Origin of the sequence: Nitriliruptor alkaliphilus DSM 45188, assembly GCF_000969705.1 — a bacterium.
Taxonomy (GTDB): domain Bacteria; phylum Actinomycetota; class Nitriliruptoria; order Nitriliruptorales; family Nitriliruptoraceae; genus Nitriliruptor; species Nitriliruptor alkaliphilus.
Genome location: NZ_KQ033901.1, coordinates 1,612,252 through 1,628,362, shown reverse-complemented (window position 1 = coordinate 1,628,362; position 16,111 = coordinate 1,612,252). Strand labels below are relative to the sequence as shown.

At 73.9% G+C, this 16,111-nt stretch carries 16 protein-coding genes; 9 read left to right on the top strand and 7 right to left on the bottom strand.

The genetic code is table 11. From position 1 onward, the window contains the following. The first annotated feature begins 22 nt into the window (after positions 1-22). The 8 genes from NITAL_RS07710 (at position 23) to NITAL_RS07675 (ending at position 8,137) form a co-directional block, all read left to right on the top strand. Positions 23-991, top strand: coding sequence for an ABC transporter substrate-binding protein (locus NITAL_RS07710; protein WP_052665510.1), 969 nt, complete (start codon positions 23-25; stop codon positions 989-991). After that, complete coding sequence (locus tag NITAL_RS07705; protein ID WP_169786776.1) at positions 982-2,031, top strand: FecCD family ABC transporter permease; 1,050 nt, start codon at positions 982-984, stop codon at positions 2,029-2,031. The genes NITAL_RS07710 and NITAL_RS07705 overlap by 10 nt, the downstream gene beginning before the upstream one ends. After that, positions 1,992-3,065, top strand: a complete 1,074-nt coding sequence (locus tag NITAL_RS07700) for a FecCD family ABC transporter permease (RefSeq protein WP_083441326.1) — start codon at positions 1,992-1,994, stop codon at positions 3,063-3,065. The genes NITAL_RS07705 and NITAL_RS07700 overlap by 40 nt, the downstream gene beginning before the upstream one ends. Further along, positions 3,062-3,859, top strand: a complete 798-nt coding sequence (locus NITAL_RS07695; RefSeq protein ID WP_052665509.1) for an ABC transporter ATP-binding protein — start codon at positions 3,062-3,064, stop codon at positions 3,857-3,859. Before NITAL_RS07700 ends, NITAL_RS07695 begins: the two co-directional genes overlap by 4 nt. Positions 3,860-3,869: 10 nt before the next feature. Next, on the top strand, positions 3,870-5,621 hold the full coding sequence (locus NITAL_RS07690) for an ABC transporter ATP-binding protein/permease (protein ID WP_052665508.1): 1,752 nt from the start codon (positions 3,870-3,872) through the stop codon (positions 5,619-5,621). Next, positions 5,618-7,381: a thiol reductant ABC exporter subunit CydC gene (cydC, locus tag NITAL_RS07685; protein ID WP_052665507.1), complete on the top strand. Its 1,764-nt coding sequence runs from the start codon at positions 5,618-5,620 to the stop codon at positions 7,379-7,381. Before NITAL_RS07690 ends, cydC begins: the two co-directional genes overlap by 4 nt. A gap of 113 nt (positions 7,382-7,494) precedes the next feature. After that, on the top strand, positions 7,495-7,794 hold the full coding sequence (locus tag NITAL_RS07680) for a hypothetical protein (RefSeq protein WP_052665506.1): 300 nt from the start codon (positions 7,495-7,497) through the stop codon (positions 7,792-7,794). After that, positions 7,772-8,137 (top strand): ArsR/SmtB family transcription factor, encoded by a 366-nt coding sequence (locus NITAL_RS07675; RefSeq protein ID WP_211262264.1) that lies wholly within the window; start codon positions 7,772-7,774, stop codon positions 8,135-8,137. The genes NITAL_RS07680 and NITAL_RS07675 overlap by 23 nt, the downstream gene beginning before the upstream one ends. A gap of 10 nt (positions 8,138-8,147) precedes the next feature. On the opposite strand, the gene NITAL_RS07670 is transcribed toward NITAL_RS07675, so the two are convergent. The 4 genes from NITAL_RS07670 to NITAL_RS07655 all read right to left on the bottom strand — a co-directional run bounded on the left by NITAL_RS07670 (position 8,148) and on the right by NITAL_RS07655 (position 12,040). Next, the gene (locus NITAL_RS07670) at positions 8,148-8,573 is read right to left on the bottom strand and encodes a globin domain-containing protein (RefSeq protein ID WP_052665504.1); all 426 of its coding nucleotides are present in this window, start codon (positions 8,571-8,573) and stop codon (positions 8,148-8,150) included. Between the two features lie 63 nt (positions 8,574-8,636). Next, positions 8,637-11,282 carry a LuxR C-terminal-related transcriptional regulator gene (locus NITAL_RS07665; RefSeq protein ID WP_052665503.1) on the bottom strand — a complete coding sequence of 882 codons (2,646 nt, stop codon included), beginning with the start codon at positions 11,280-11,282 and terminating at the stop codon, positions 8,637-8,639. Positions 11,283-11,426: 144 nt separating this feature from the next. Next, entirely contained in the window at positions 11,427-11,825 is a 399-nt protein-coding gene (locus NITAL_RS07660; protein WP_052665502.1) for a hypothetical protein, read from the bottom strand. A gap of 2 nt (positions 11,826-11,827) precedes the next feature. Further along, positions 11,828-12,040, bottom strand: a complete 213-nt coding sequence (locus NITAL_RS07655) for a hypothetical protein (protein ID WP_157041696.1) — start codon at positions 12,038-12,040, stop codon at positions 11,828-11,830. A 268-nt stretch (positions 12,041-12,308) separates the two neighbouring features. On the opposite strand from NITAL_RS07655, the gene NITAL_RS27115 reads away from it, so the two are divergent. Then, on the top strand, positions 12,309-13,094 hold the full coding sequence (locus tag NITAL_RS27115; RefSeq protein ID WP_052665500.1) for an LPXTG cell wall anchor domain-containing protein: 786 nt from the start codon (positions 12,309-12,311) through the stop codon (positions 13,092-13,094). A gap of 78 nt (positions 13,095-13,172) precedes the next feature. Here the strand turns inward: NITAL_RS27115 and NITAL_RS07645 are convergent, their stop codons facing one another. From NITAL_RS07645 to NITAL_RS07635, 3 genes are read right to left on the bottom strand one after another with little or no spacing between them, the layout of a single operon-like run. Further along, a complete protein-coding gene (locus NITAL_RS07645; protein WP_211262263.1) occupies positions 13,173-13,922 on the bottom strand; it encodes a class I SAM-dependent methyltransferase in 750 nt (249 codons plus the stop codon). Further along, complete coding sequence (locus NITAL_RS07640; protein WP_052665499.1) at positions 13,919-14,722, bottom strand: class I SAM-dependent methyltransferase; 804 nt, start codon at positions 14,720-14,722, stop codon at positions 13,919-13,921. The genes NITAL_RS07645 and NITAL_RS07640 overlap by 4 nt, the downstream gene beginning before the upstream one ends. Positions 14,723-14,735: 13 nt before the next feature. Beyond that, positions 14,736-16,007 carry a GTP-binding protein gene (locus NITAL_RS07635; protein ID WP_211262262.1) on the bottom strand — a complete coding sequence of 424 codons (1,272 nt, stop codon included), beginning with the start codon at positions 16,005-16,007 and terminating at the stop codon, positions 14,736-14,738. Between the last annotated feature and the right edge of the window lie 104 nt (positions 16,008-16,111).

Sequence of the window (16,111 nt, the reverse complement as noted above, 5' to 3'; positions counted from 1 at the left end):
CCCCGTCCCGCCTGGAGACCTCGTGCGTCACGCCACCACCTGCGCCCTGTCCGCGTTCGCGCTGCTGCTCGCCGCCTGCAGCGGTGCCGAGGACGCCGCCACCCCCGCTGACGCATCCGAGGACGCCGCGACGGCGCCGCGCGCCACCGATGCGACCGGGACCGAGATCGAGCTGAGCGCACCGGCCGAGCGCATCGTGTGCCTCGACGGTGCCTGCGTCGATGCACTGAGCACGTTGGGCCTCGAACCGGTCGGTTCGACCCAGTTCGGCATGGTGACCAACGAGCGCTTCTACGGGCCGGAGACCACGATCACCCAGGTGGCCGGTTCCTTCTTCGAACCGTACGTCGAGAGCGTCACCGAAGCGGAACCCGATCTCGTCCTCGCCACCGCGGGCGTCCACGCCGACGTGGCCGCGGCCCTCGGCGACACCCCCGTGTTCCTCCAATCGATCGCGGACCTCGACGCCGCCCGCGACTACCTGCGTGCCGTCGGCGACCTCACGGGGCACCGGGACGTCGCCGAGGCCGCCATCGACGACTTCGACGCGACGCTGGAGGCCTACGCGGCGGCGAGCCCGGGTGACCGCGTCGCGGTGACGATGTACGGCAGCGACCTGAACTTCGGCATCGACGCCGCGGACTCCATCATCGGTCGGACGTTGGCCGAGGTCACGCCCTACCCGTGGCCCGAGGCCGGTGACAACGGCTTCCTCGACTTCTCCGTCGAGCGGCTCCTCGAGGTGGACCCCGACGTGATCTTCGTCCAGACCTTCGCGTTCGACGACAGCGCCGCTCCCCTCTCCGAACAGCTCGCCGACAACGCCCTCTGGTCCGAGCTGACCGCCGTGCGCAGCGGCGCGGTTCACGAGGTCGAGACCGACTGGTTCGCCACGGGCCGGAGCGTCAAGACCATGAGCCTCGTGCTCGACACCGTGATGCCGCTCCTCTACCCCGAGGCCATCCCCGAGCCGCTGTCGCCGTGGTCCTGACGCCCCTCGCGCCGTCGCTCGACGCGACGGCGGGGCGGACCGTCTCCCACCGCGTGGCCGCGCTGGCCGGTGGCATCGGCCTCACCACCGCCGGTCTGGCGTACCTGTCGCTCGCCCTCGGCACACCGCAGCTGACCCTGGCCGGCGTGCTCGAGGCCGTGACCGACCCGGAGGCGCCGCGGCTGGCTCGGCTGTCGGTCCTGCAGATCCGGCTCCCGCGGTTGGTCCTCGGTCTCCTGGCGGGCGCGGCGCTCGGGACCGCGGGAGCGCTGCTGCAGAGCGGGATGCGCAACCCCCTCGCCGGTCCCGAGCTCCTCGGGGTGTCCGCGGGAGCGGCCGTGACGGTCGCGGCGACGCTCGTGCTCGGCCTGCCGGTGCCGCTGGCGGCAGGGCCCGCGGTGGCGTTCGTCGGCGGCCTCGCGGTGGGGGGGCTGGTGCTCGCGGTCGCCCAACATCGCCCTGAACCGGTGCGTGTCGTGCTCATCGGCGCCTGCCTGGCGGCCTTGTGCAACGCCGTGGTCGTGGGCCTCGTCAGCCTCGGCACCTCGAGCGACCTGTCGCTGTTCCAGCTCTACGTGCTCGGCAGCCTCACCAACCGCAGCTGGCCCGCGGTCCAGCTCGCCGCGCCGTGGATCGCCGGTGGGTTGCTCCTCGCCGTCCTGTCGACCCGGGCCCTCGACGTCCTCCGCCTCGGGGACGACGTCGCAGCGGGCCTCGGGCTGTCCGTGCGGGGAACCCGCGCCGGTGTGCTCGTCGTCGCGGTCGCGCTGACGGCCGCCACCGTCGCGGTGTGCGGCCAGATCGGCTTCGTCGCGCTGCTCGCTCCCCACCTCGTCCGGCTCGCGTCCGGTCGCACCGACGATCGTGTCGTGGTGCCCCTCGCGGCCGTCACCGGCGCCCTGATACTGACCACCGCCGATCTCGTGGGCCGACAGGTGCTCGCCCCGCGCGAGATCCCGGTCGGGGTCTTCACCACGCTGCTCGGCGCGCCGAGCCTGCTGTGGCTGCTGCGACGCGGCGCCCGCTCGATGCCGTCGTGACCGCCGTCGCCCACCCACCCGCGGGCCGCGGCACGACGCTGACGGTGCTCGGGCTCGCGGCCCTGCTGGCGGCTCTCGGCGTGCTCCACCTCTTCGTCGGGACGGCGTCGATCGCGCCGGCCGACGTGGTCGATGCGCTGCTCGGCCGCGGCGAGGGCACGCCGCACCGGATCGTGGTGGACCTGCGTGCGCCACGGACGCTGATCGCCGTGGTCGCCGGGGCGATGCTCGGTCTGGCCGGTGCCATCCTGCAGGCGACCACACGCAACGACCTGGCCGAACCCGGGTTGCTCGGCGTCACCGCGGGTGGCGTCCTGGCGGTCGTGGCCGCGACGACCGCGACCAGCGGCCAGCTGCCCCGCACGCTGTTGCCCGTCGTCGCCCTGGGCGGCTCGGCGTTGGCGGCGGCGACGGTCTACGCCGTGGGCTGGCGCCGCCGCGTCGCATCGCCCCTGACGTTGATCCTGTCCGGGGTCCTGCTCGGTGCGGTCCTCGCGGCCGTGACGTCGCTGCTGCTCCTCGGTGCGGGGGAACCGCTCGGCGGCGTGATGCGGTGGCTGGTCGGTTCGCTCCACGCGCGGACCTGGGCCGACTGGCACCTGCTCTGGCCGGCCGCCGTGCTCGTCCTGCCCGCGGGCCTGGCGTCCGCCCGGGTGGCCGGTCTCCTCGCGCTCGCCGACCCGGTCCCCCACGCGCTCGGCCTCGACGTCGCCCGGGCCCGGCTGGTGCTCTTCGGGCTGGCCGCGGCCACGACCGGCGCGGCGGTCGCCGTCGTCGGCGCCATCGGGTTCGTCGGCCTGGTCGGCCCCCACATGGCCCGGCGGCTGGTCGGCGACGACGCCCGGCGCCTCTTCCCCGTCGCCATGCTCGCGTCGGCGCTGGTCCTCGTCACCGCGGACGTGATCGCCACCGGCCTGACCATCCGAGTCCCCATGGGTGGCGTCTCGCAGCGGGCAGCGCTCCCCGTCGGCGCCGTCACCGCCGTCGTCGGCGCCCCCGTCCTGCTGGCGCTGCTCCGGAGGTCCTCGCGATGAACCCGACCCCGACCCTCGGCGCGCACGGCCTGCACCTCGGCTACGGCGACCGATCCGTCGTCCGGTCGCTCCACCTCGACATCCGCCCTGGCAGCATCGTGGCCCTCGTCGGGCCGAACGGCTCCGGGAAGTCGACGGTCCTGCGCTCGCTGGCACGGCTCCACACGCCTCTGTCGGGCACCGTCCTGCTCGACGGCCGCCCCATCGCCGAGCGACCCACCCGCGAGGTCGCCCGGCGGCTCGGCGTGCTCCCCCAGGACCCAGGCTCACCCGATGGCCTGACGGTGCGCGAGCTGGTGCAGCAGGGCCGGTACCCGCACCTCGGACCGCTCCGGCCGCCCGGCGCCGCCGACCGGGAGGCGGTCGACGAAGCGTTGCGCCTGACGGACACGGCCGTGCTCGCCGAGCGTCAGGTCGGCGAGCTGTCCGGCGGGGAGCGACAGCGGGTCTGGCTCGCGCTCGTCCTGGCCCAGGAGGCCCGGACCCTGCTCCTCGACGAGCCCACGACGTTCCTCGACGTCGGCCACCAGCTCGAGGTGATGGAGCTGATCGCACGGCTCCGTCGCGAGCGCGCGTTGACCGTCGTCGTGGTCCTCCACGACCTCGATCACGCCTCACGCTTCGCCGACCGCATCGTGGCGCTCCGTGACGGCGAGATCCTGGCCGATGGCGCGCCGCAGGACGTGGTGACCCCGGACCTGCTGGCCGCGCTGTTCCGGGTCCGCGCGTCGGTCATCACCGATCCCGAGACCGGGCGACCGGTGTGCCTCGTGCACCAGAGCCTGGCCGGCTGACAGGAGACAGGTGTTCATCCAGCGACGGTTGCTCCGGCTGGCGATCCGCACGGCTCCCGGGCCGCTGGCGCTCACCTGCCTGCTCGGGCTGCTCGGCACGGCGGCCGGGGTGACCACCGGTTTCGCGGTCGCCGAGGCGGTCCGACGGGTCCTCGCCGGGAGCGCGATCGTCGAGCTCACCGGGCCCGTCGCGCTGGCGGTGACGGCGGTCGGCGCCCGCGGGTTGACCGGCTGGGCACACGACGTCGCCGCACACCACTGCGCCGGCGTGGTCAAGGTCGCCCTGCGCCGACGTTTGACCGCCCACGTGCTGACGCTCGGTCCCGGCTACACCACCGGTCACCGTGCCGGGGACGTCCAGGCGACGCTCGCCGACGGGGTGGAGAACCTCCAGGCCTACGTGGGGTTCTACCTGCCGCAGGCCGCCGTCGCCGCGATCGCGCCGGCCGTCCTCGTCACGGGCATGTTCGTCCTCGACCCGGTCGTCGGGGGGGCGGTCCTCGCGGCCTCGCTCGTCGTCCCGCTCGCCAGGCCGCTGTTCAGCCGTGTGCTCGGCGACCGGGGGCGGGAGCACTGGGAGGCCTACCGCGAGCTGGCCGCACGCATGCTCGACGCGCTCCAGGGGGTGACCACGCTCAAGCTCCTCGGCGCCAGCGAGCGACACGGCCGCGAGCTGCAGGCCGCCACGACGCGCCTCTACCAGGCGACCGTCAACAACCTCGGGGTGTCGCTCGTGGTGTACTCGATCATCTCGATCGCGATGGGTGTCGGGACGGCGGTCGCGACCGGCGTCGGCGCCCTGCGCCTGGCCACGGGTGCACTCGACGCAGGGGCGCTGCTGGTCGTGCTCTTCCTCGCCGCAGAGTGCTTCCGCCCCCTGCTCGAGCTGCAGAACTACTGGCACGAGGGGTTCCACGGTGTCGCCGCAGGCTCGGGCATCTTCGGTCTGCTCGACACCGAGCCCGAGGTGCGCGACACGGGCCGTCGGACGCGCCCCACCCGACCCGGTCCGGCCGAGGTGCGCTTCGAAGGCGTCTCGGTGACCCACCCCGGCGCGCAGCGAGCGGCGATCGACGGGATCGACCTGGTGGTGACGCCCGGATCGACGGTGGCGATCGTCGGCCGGTCCGGGGCTGGCAAGTCGACCCTCGTGGCCACCCTCCTGCGCCACCTCGACCCGGTCACGGGCCGCGTGCTGGTCGACGGCGTCGACCTCCGCGAGCTGCCGCTCACCGAGGCGCGACGGCTGTCCTCGGTGGTGTCGCAGGACGTCCACCTCTTCCACGGGACCATCGCCGACAACCTGCGTCTCGCCGCGCCGGACGCGAGCGACGACCAGCTCCGGCGGGTGATCGACGATGCCCACCTCAGCGCCTTCCTCGACGCGGCGCCCGCCGGACTCGACACCGTCGTCGGTGAGCGCGGTGCGACCCTCTCCGGCGGTGAACGCCAGCGGATCGCCATCGCCCGGGCGCTGCTGAAGGATGCCCCGCTGCTGGTTCTGGACGAGGCCACCTCGAGCATCGACGGCGCGAGCGAAGCCGCGATCCAGGCCGCGATCGAGCGCGTCCGCGAAGGGCGCACCACCGTGATCGTGGCGCACCGGCTGTCGACGATCCGCGACGCCGACCAGGTCGTGGTCCTCGATGCCGGCAGGGTGGTCGAAGCCGGCCGACCCGCCGAGCTGCTCGCGACGGACGATGGTGCCTTCCGTCGGCTGGTCGAGGCGCAGGCGGCAGGGGTGCGTGGAGGTACGGCGTGAGCGGCTGGACCCCCGGGCGCGGCGACCCGACCGGATCGGGGCGCCGAGGCATGCTGACGGTGCTCGCCGGGTACCGGCGGCCGTTCTCCCTGAGCGTGCTGTTCGGCACCTGCAACCAGGGCACCCAGGTCGCCGGCCAGGCGGTCGCGGCCGCCGCCGTCGCGGCAGCGATCCACGGTGCGACCACCACGCAGCTGCGTCCGATGCTGCTGTGGCTCGCCACCCTGGTACTCGTGCGGGGCGCCGCCAGCTGGGCGGAGGGGTGGGTGTCCCACGAGCTGGCGTTCCGCATCCTCGGCGAGGTGCGCATGTGGCAGTACCACGCGTTCGTCCGGCTCGCCCCCGGCAAGCTCATCCGTCGCCGCAGTGGGGACCTCGTCGCCCGGGCGATGGCCGACAGCGAAGCCATGGAGATGTTCTACGCCCACACCCTCATCTACGTCATCGTGGCGGCGATCGTGTCGCCGCTGACCCTGCTGGCGGTCGCCGTGATCCACCCCGCCATCGCGCTCGCGACGGCGCCGTTCCTCCTCGCCGCAGCGGTGGTGCCGCTGGCGCTCCGGCACCGCAACCACCGGCACGGCGCGGACCTCAGGCAGGCAGCGGGCGCGGTGAACACCGAGGTGCTCGATCTGGTCCAGGGCCTGCGCGAGGTGGTCTCCTTCGGCGCCGAGCGCGACCGCGCCGACCGCATCGAGGCCCGCACCGCACAGCTCGTGGCAGCGCAGCGGCGACAGGGCGTGCGTGCCGGGCTCGAGAGCGCGGCGACGACCGTCACCACCGCCGCCGGCCTGCTGACCGCGCTCCTGGTGGCAGCGGCCCTCGTCGAGGCCGGGACGCTGCCGGCGACCCGGCTCCCGGTCGCGGTGGTGCTCGCCGGCGGCGCCTTCGCACCGATCGTCACCCTCCTCGGCGCGAGCCGCACCTGGGGCGTCACCAACGCCGCGGCCGACCGCGTCTTCACCCTGCTCGACGAACCGCCTGCCGTCGAGGACCGCGGCACCGCCCCCACGCCCCGCAGCACCAGGGTCGAGGTCCGTAGCGTCACGTTCACCTACCCGGGGGCGGACCGCCCCGCCCTGCGTGACGCCGAGCTCGTCGTCGAGGAGGGCGAGACCGTCGCGCTCGTCGGCCACTCCGGTGCCGGCAAGTCGACCCTGGCCGGCCTGCTCGTCCGGTTCGCGGACCCCGACGAGGGTGTGGTGACCATCGGGGGGCTCGACGTGCGCCAGATCGGCCTGTCCAGGTTGTACGACCTCGTCGGCTTCGTCCCCCAGGACGTGTTCCTGTTCCACACCACCCTCGCCGAGAACCTGCGTCTCGGTGCCCCCGACGCGGACGACGAGCAGCTGCGGGCCGCGCTCGAGTCAGCGCAACTGACCGACGTCGTCGCGGCACTCCCGGCGGGTCTCGACACCGTGGTGGGTGAACGTGGCGCCCGACTGTCGGGCGGCGAACGTCAGCGGGTCGCCATCGCCAGGGCGTTGCTGCACGACGCGCCGCTGCTGGTCCTCGACGAGTCCGTGTCCATGCTGGATCCCATCGGTGAACGCGCGCTGACCCGGGCGATCGCCGAGGCCCGCCAGGGCCGCACCTCGATCGTCATCGCACACCGGCTGTCGACGATCCTCGCCGCCGACCGCCTCGTGGTCCTCGACGAGGGGCGCACCGTGGCGACGGGGACCCACGACCAGCTCCTGCGGACCTGTCCCACCTACGCCGCCCTGGTCGGCCCACAGCTGCACGTACCCGGCGTCTGACGCTCCGAACCTCGTCGCGCTCGGGCCGGAGCCCCGGACGGAGGGGCGATGACACATCTTGACATCGCGATACATCGATGTAACGTGGGCGCCTCCCGACCAGGAAGTCACCCGTGAGCGCCACCTGCACCGTGCACGACGAGCACCGCCACGCCCACGCGCCCGACTGCGGTCACGTGGCCGTGGAACACGAAGGGCACGTGGACTACCTGCACGACGGTCACGCCCACCGTACGCACGAGGATCACGTCGACGAGTGCGACGTCAGCGACCTGCACGTGATCGCGAGCCCGCACGACCACGAGCACGGCGATGGATGTGGCCACGACACCGTCCAGCACGGCGATCACGTGGACTACGTCCACGATGGCCACCGGCACGCAGCGCACGGTGATCACTACGACGAGCACTGAGCCGCAGACCGGCGGGGACGGCGCCGCGGTGACGGGCGCCAGTACGGACCAGGAGGTGGCGGTCGCGCGCGCGACCGCCATCTTCCGCGCGCTGGCCAACCCGCTCCGGGTCGCCATCGTCCGGGAACTCGCCCGCGGCCCTCGAGACGTCACCGCGCTGGTCGACGCCCTCGGGGTCGCACAACCGCGGGTGTCGGAGCACCTCGCGCTCCTGCGCACCGTCAACCTGGTCGACGGTGTCCGACAGGGGCGGCACGTGGTCTACGAGCTGGTCGACGAACACGTGGCCCACATCGTCGAGGACGCGGTCGTGCACGCAGCGGAGGAACCCCCCGCCCGCTGACGGGGATCCGTCAGCTGCTGCCGACCCCGGAGAACGGGTTGGCCGACGCACCCTCCATCATGGTCTCCGCCACGAGGGTGAAGGCACGCCGCCAGGCGTCGAGGTCGGCCGGTTCGACGTCCGGCAGCTCGCTCTCGAAAGCCGCGATCAGGGCCGCGCCGACCGGTGCGTAGTGGTCGTGGCCGACGCCGTAGCCGGCGTGCCGCTGGCCGAGCTCGCGCGTGCGGGTCACGAACCCATCGAGGTCCACGATCGCGGCGGCGATGGCCCGCAACTCGTCACCGAACTTGCGCCGCAGGGCCACCACGTCGTCGGGGAAGATCTCGCGCAGCTCGGGGTGGGCGGAGAACAGGTGGCGGTGGAAGGCCGCGGCGAGCGCCTCGAGGTCGCACCGGTCCAGGGTGGCGTTGACGCGGCGGATGGCATCGGGGGTCACGACGGGCCTCCGTTCGGGGTCCCCCAGCGTGGCGGACAGCCCGCCCGAGGACGTGAGTAACCGTTACTCACCTGATACCCCGCCGGCCTCCTCGAGCCCGAGCGCGCGGGGAAGGTCCGCCCGACGCGAGATGCCGAGCTTCGCGAAGACACGTTGCAGGTGGTTGTCCACCGTCCGTCGCGACACCACGAGCCGCTCGGCCACCTCCTTGCTCGGCAGGCCGCCGGCCACGAGCAGCGCGATCTCACGCTCCCGGGGTGTCAACGGCGTCGCCGCCGGGCCGGTGACCAGTGCCGGGGTGTTCGCGCCCCCGCACCGCGCTCGGAGCATCGCCACCCGGGCGGACGCCGCAGCAGCCTGGCGTGACGACCGCCCCGCGGTCAGGTTGGCCACGGTCGCCCACGCCTCGGCCGCCAGGAGCAGGCACCCGAGCTCCTCGAAACGCCCGGCGACCTGCTCCAGCGCCGCGTCGTCCGCCGCGGCGGTGGCTCGCGCCTGATCCGACAACAGCGGTGCGAGCTCGCCCTCCACGTCGGCGATCGCACGGGTCAGCAGCGGCAGGGCGCGCTCGGGTCTACCGAGTCGGATCAGATCGGACGCGGGGCCCAGCGCGAGGCCGCTGGCACCGGCCGCCAGCGCGGCAGCCGCCACCCCTTCCAGGTCGGTCGCGGCCTCCTCCAGGCGTCCCTCGCTGCCCGCCAGCCAGGCACGCGCCCGTACCACGTCGATCTCGAACACGGCGGCGCTGCCCGGATCGATCGCGTCGGCGGCCGCCAACGATGCCCGGGCGGCCGCGTGGTCACCTCGCCACACGGCCACCGTCGCAGCCAGGCCACGGGCCCACCGCGTCAGCGCAGGCTGCCCGGCAGCCGTCCCCGCCCGGACCGCGTCCGCCGCCCAGCGTTCGGCGCGATCGAGATCACCCGCCCAACTGTGGGTGCGCGCCAGCAACAGCGCGAGCCAGGTGGTGACGAACGGCAGTCGGTCGCCGGCCGCCTGGTCGATGGCCGCGGTGGCGACCGCCGTCGCGTCCTCGACGCGCCCCGTGTGGAGGGTGGCGAGCGCGACCGTGGCCCGGTGGGCGACCGGGTGGATGAGACCGGCGGGCCCACGGAGCACCGCGCTGCCCTCCACCGCGGCGTCCGCGGCCACCGTGGCCACCGAGGCCCGTCCCGCCAACGCGTGGGCGAGGCCAGCGGCCATCTCCATCTGCACGTCGGCGCGCTCCGACGCCTGCGTCGGGATGGCCGAGAGCGCCACCAGCGCTTCGCTCGGGCGACCTTCGAAGACCGTCAGCGACGCGCGCTTGGCCGCCAGCAGCGGTGCGGCGGCGGGCACGCGTGCGGCAGCCGTCTCGAGCACCTCGACGGCACCGGCGCCGTCACCGAGGCCCCAGAACCTCACGTCGGCCCACGACAGCGCGATGCCGACGATGTCCTCGCCGGCTGTCGCCTCGGCGGAGGCCTCCCGCAGCGTCGCGTGGGCACCCGTGGTGTCACCGAGCAGGTAGCGCGCGTCGCCCTCGAGGTGCGCGGCCGCGGCGCCCCCGGAGGCGACCTCCCGCGCCGCCGTCGCGAGCCGGACGGTGCCCTCGTAGTCGTGGGCGGACCGGGCGATCCGGGCCGCCCGCAGGAGGATGGTGTCCCCCGCCGCCGCGCCAGCATCCAGGCGCCACCCCGCGATGCGGACGGGGTCGTCACGACGTCGAGCACCGTGACCTTCGAGGTGGTCGGCGAGCCGCAGGCGGAGCTCGTTGGCCCGCAGCATGCCGAGGTCTGCGACCAGCACCTCGGCGTGCAGCGGGTGGGCGGAGGTCAGCGCGACCCGGCGTCGGTCGGCGGTGACCTGCAGCAGGCCGCGCTCCTCGAGGCCCACCAGGTCGGCGTCGGGCGCCAGCACGCGGAGATCGGCGGCCCCGAGGTGCCCGGCCAGCGCGAGCAGCTCGAGCGCGGTGCGGTCGGCTCGGCCGAGCGTTCCGAGGCGGCCGGCGACCAGCTCGCGCAGCCGGAGGGAGGGCACGGGCGAGGTCGTGGAGCGCCAGCTGCCGTCCTCGAGCACGAGGGTGCCGTCGTCGATGGCGCCCGTGACGAGCTCGCGGAGGTAGAGCGCGTTGCCGTCCGCCAGCCGCGTGATCTGGTGCAGGGTGGCGCGTGCGACCGGGGCCCCGAGGCTGCGGTGCAGCAGCGCATCGACCTGCTCGACCGTCAGCGGCGCGAGTGCCACGCGCGCCGCGTGGCCATCGCGCCACAGCTGCGAGATCGGCTCCGGTACCGGGTCCGGTTCTCGGACGGTGAGCACGACCGTGGCCTCACGGGCGAGGGCGAGCTGCTGCACGAGCGCGAGCGACGACGGGTCGAGCAGGTGTGCGTCGTCGATGCAGAGCAGCGCTGGGCGGCCGGCGGCACGCTCGCGCAGTCCGCGCCGCGCGGCCTGGACGAGCGCCAGCTCGGAGCTGTCGTCCCCCACGTCGGGCGGCAGCAGGTGCAGGAGGGCGCCGAGGGGGAGCTCGGACGGCACCCGGCTACCCACCGCGCGGAACGTGGTGTAACCGGCGTCCTCGGCCAGGCGGACGCACTCGTCGAGCAGACGGGTCTTGCCGACACCCGCCGGTCCGGTCACGACCGCCCCGGCCGATCCGGTGCGTCTGATGGCGCCTGCAACGGTCTCGAGGTCGCCTCGACGGCCGATCAGCGGCCACACCGTGTTCACCTCGGCACCCCTATCACCACCCCGTCGTTCGACACCCCCGCGGGACGCTACTCCCGCGCGCGGCAACAGCCGTCGCGTGCAGCGCGACCGCCGCGCGACGGAGGCGTCCCGTCGCGCGGCGGCGGCCTGCCGGTCACGGCCGGGTCACGCCGGCCCGAACCGCTCGATGAACAGCGGAGCTCCGGGCTGGCCGACGCGGACCGCGAGCCGAGCCCCCGGGACGGCGTGCGCCAGGGCCAGGGGCGGAACCACGGCGGTGGTCGTCACCGTCGCTGGTTCCTCGTCCGGTACCACGAGGTTCACATCGAACTGCAGGACCGCGTTGCCGTTGACGCGGGTGCCGGTGTCACGCACAGCGAGGATCGTCGCCTCACCCGGCCGGCCGTCGTTGGCGATGGCGTAGCTGGCCGCCTGGTGTTCGAGCAGTCGTGTCGCGTCGTCCATGGCGGTCCGCAGGCGACCGATCCCGCCGCCTGCTCCGGACGAACGCTCCAGCTCGCGCGCCTGCCGCTGCAGGGCCCTGACGCTCCCGAAGAGTCCCATGATCAGACCTCCAGGTGGGTCTGCGGACCCTCGGATGCGACGCGCACCGCGCCGGGTGCGTCGGAGCTCGGGGCGACCGCGCCGACGGTGAAGACCGTCTGCTGCGCGGCAGCGAACAGCTGCGCCTCGGTGGCCAGCTGCTGCGCCTGGTCGATCAGGCCGGGGGCGGCCGAGACCAGCGCCGCTGCGTCCTTCATGCGTCGGAACGTGCTCATCGTCATCTCTCCTCCGCGGGGCGTCGGTCGCCCTCTCGCGTCGACGGCACCGTGCCCCGGGCGCCATCGGTCCGACTGAGCAGCCCCTACTCAGGTGCCGTGCCCGGGTTGCTCGGTCCCCGCGCCTGAGCAGTTCCTGGCCTCGACTGAGCAACGGTCGGACCGCGACCGAGCAGTCGGTGCTCACGTCGCGGCGGCGCCGGTCGGGCTTGATGCACCCCGATGGCCGCCGCAGCCCGCGGCGCCACGAACTCGGAGGAGCCACCCCATGACCATCACGACGACCACCAACCTGTCCAGCTTCGGCGGCTCGCAGTCCTGGACCGGCCGGGCACGGGCCGCGACCGCGGCTGCGGTCCTGGCGACCATGACCGGCGGCCTGATGTTCGCCGGCGCCGCCGTCGCCGCCGCCGAGCCGGCCGGGAACCCGGCCGGTGAGTGCGCCCCGTTCGAGGCGCTGACGAAGTTCGACTCGCCGTTCCTCGGCAACAACCCCTCCGTCGGCGATACCGCATCCAGCGCAGGCGTGATCGTGACGGTCACCGGCGTCGACGCCGAAGAGGGCGTGACCGCCTTCGACTGGACCTCCGAGGCCTTCGTGACCCGCATCGTGGTGAAGGCCGGCGCCGGTGACACCCAGCTGTCGCCCGACGCGTACGCCGGAAGCGTCGACCACAGCGCACCGCCCGCGATCAGCCACGTGACCTTCTGCACGGGGGACGAGCCAGAGGTCCCCGAGGTGCCGGAGATCCCCGAGGTCCCGGAGATCCCCGAGGTCCCGGAGGTCCCCGAGGTCCCCGAGGTCCCGGAGCCTGAGGTCGAGGAGCCCGAGGTCGTCGTCGAGGTCCTGCCGGTCGTGGAGGAGCCCGAGGTCGAGCAGCCCGAGGTCGAGCAGCCCGAGGTCGAGGTGCTGCCCGAGGTCGTCGAGGCCACGCCGGCCGCGGCTGCGGCGCAGCTGCCTCACACCGGCACCGCCCCGCTGCTGGCCGCGCTGTTCGGCAGCGGCCTGATCGGGTCGGGTGCGCTCACCCTGCGCCGGACCCGGCGCGGCTGAGCCCTCCGCCACACCCGTCAGGGACCGCCCGTCGTGGGCGGTCCCTGACGGCGTGCTGTCGCGCTCGGATCGCGTGGATCAGCGCACGGCGACCAGGACCGCGCTCGGTCCCGAACGCCACACGGGCGATGCGGCCCGGAACCCCGATGCCAGCAGCAGGTCGACGTGGTCCTCGACGGGGGTGCTGTGGTCGCCGTCGACGGCGGGGCCTGCCCGTCCGGTCGCGGCCAGCACCGGGCCGAGCTGAGGGTCGTCGGCCACACCGGCCCACCACGACGCCCAGTCGTCGACGTCGTCGATCGGTGCTGGGGGCGGGACGGCAGCTCGCGCGAGCGCAGCGATCACCGGGTCCCGAGGCGGCAGGTGGTCCCCGTTGACGAAGACCCCGCCCGCCGTCAGCTGATCGGCGAGCTCGCGGTACAGGTCGCGCAACGCGGCTGCCGGCAGGTAGTGCAGCGTGGTCGCGGTCGCGACGACATCCGGCTGACGCTCCAGCGCGACCGCCTGGAGCCAGCCGTCCGCTCCGATCGTCGCCTGCACGTACCGGGCCGCCTCCGGACGGCCGGCCCGCCCGAGCTCGAGCAGGAACGGGTCCGCGTCGACGGCCACGACCTCGCAGCTCGGCAGCCGGTTCATGATCCGGTGCGCGAGGGAGCCCGGGCCGCAACCGAGGTCGACCACGAGCGGGTGCGGCACACCGCGGGTCGCGTGGTCGATCACGTCGACCATCGCCGTGAAGCGGGCCTCCCGGTCGATGGCGTAGCGCTCCTGCTGACGCTCCCACCGGTCGATCCAGTGCCCCGCGCCGAGGCCCACCCTCCCGGTCACGATCGCCGGACCACCTGCGCCTCGCCGTGCACGCCGAGCAGCTCGATCCCCGCCTCCGCCGGCCGCTCGAACGCCGCCCACCGCTCGATCACCTCCGCACGGATGACTGGCCAGTCCTCGCCCACCGCGCCCCGGAGGCGACGGATGGGACCGGACACGGCCTCGAAGGTCCGCATGAGGTCGTCACGACCGGGGAAGGGGAACCACGTCTCCACGCGCCGCACCTCGATGTCCACGTCGCACCCTGCGAACAGCTGCTCGGCCCCCGCCTGGACCGCCCAGAGCGCGGGGTCGGGCGCGCCGTCGGGGAACAGCTCGGGGCGACGCTCGCGGACGACCTGCGGCACGGTGGCGATGATCCCTTCGCGTCCCCAGGCCGTGCTGACGACGGTCCCGCCCGGTCGGCACACGCGCACGAGCTCCTCGGCCGCGCGCACGGGGTCGTCGGCGGTGAACGCACCGAAGGTCGACAGAACGAGGTCGAAGGACGCGTCGGCGTAGGGGACGTCGAGCAGGTCCCCGGTCCGGAACCGGACGGCCAGGCCCTCGGCGGCCGCGCGGGAGCGTGCGATGTCGAGGAGGGGCTCGGTCAGGTCGAAGGCGTCGACCTCGGCACCGGCACGGGCCGCGGCGAGCGCGGTGTTCCCGGTCCCGGTCGCCGCGTCGAGGACGTGCATCCCCGCTGGCCGCAGCTGGTCGATCAGCCGATCGCTGATCGGCTCGAACCACCGCGCGACCTCGGTGTAGTCCCCCTCCGACCAGAGCTGTTCGATCCCTCGTGTGCGATCGTCGGTGTCCACATCGCCCTCCGGATCACCCGACCTGCGCCTCCGCGTGGTCGTGGTCGTGAACGTAACCGTCGCCCGCGACGGCCCACGCCGGAAGCGGATCGTCGAGCTGCGCCCAACCCTCCGGGCCGAGCGCCATCTCACCGGCGTCGAGCAGCGCCTCGTCGAGCGCGGCGTGCACCACGGCAGCATCGAGATCCTGCCCGATGAACACCAGCTCCTGGCGTCGGTCGCCGACCGACTCGTCCCAGACACGCAGCCGGGCGGCCTCCTCCTCGTCGTCGAGGTCCCAGTCGCACCGAGCGGTGTCCGCGAGCCACCAACCGGCGGGCTCGAGCCGCAGCCACGGTCCGGCCTGCGACCAGGTACCGCACACCCGGGGACGGGTGGCGAGCCACACCGCCCCCTTCGAACGCAGGATCCCGTCCAGACGCTCGACCGCGGCGGCGAGCCGGGCGGGGTGGAAGGGCCGGCGTGCGCGGTAGACCGTGGTCGAGATGCCGTACTCCTCGGTCTCGGGGACCGGGTCGTCGAACCCCTCGAGCTCGCGGACCCAGCCGGGCAGCTGGGCCGCGGCGTCGAGGTCGAAGCGGCCCGTCCCGAGCACGGCGGCGGGGTCGACCTTCCCGAAGGTCGCCCGGACCACCTCGGCGGTCGGGTTGAGCACCCGGAGAGCGGCTTCGACCTCGGCCGTGCGCTCGGGGCCTGCCAGGTCGACCTTGTTCAGGACGAGGACGTCGGCGAACTCGACCTGGTCCACCAGGAGGTTCGACAGCGCACGGTCGTCGTCCGGGGCGGCCTCGAGATCGCGATCGACGAGCAGGTCCTCGACCTGCACCTCATCGAGGAACGTCGAGGCGTCGACCACCGAGACCATGGTGTCGATGCGCGCGAGCTGGCCGAGGCTGGAGCCGTCGACCTGCTCGAACGCGAAGGTGACCGCGACCGGGAGCGGCTCGGAGATGCCGGTCGACTCGATCAGCAGCGCGTCGAAGCGGCCCTGGCGGGCCAGGGCGGCCACCTCGATGAGCAGGTCCTCACGCAGCGTGCAGCAGATGCACCCGTTGGACATCTCCACGAGCTGCTCGTCCACACGGTCGAGCTGGACCTCGCCACGGACGAGCGCTTCGTCGACGTTGACCGCGCTGACGTCGTTGACGATGACGGCGACCTTCATCCCCTCCCGGTTGTGCAGGAGGTGGGTCAGCAGGGAGGTCTTGCCGGCACCGAGGAAGCCCGACAGCACCGTGACGGGCAGGCGGGGGTCGCGGTCGGCGGGGGCAGGTGAGGGCATCATGACGACAACGTAGCAGTCGTTCCCGGAACTGTTCTCACTGGATCTCGGAACGACGGAGAGGGGCGGCCACCAGGTGGCCGCCCCTCTCGGCGTGTCCGGTCCGT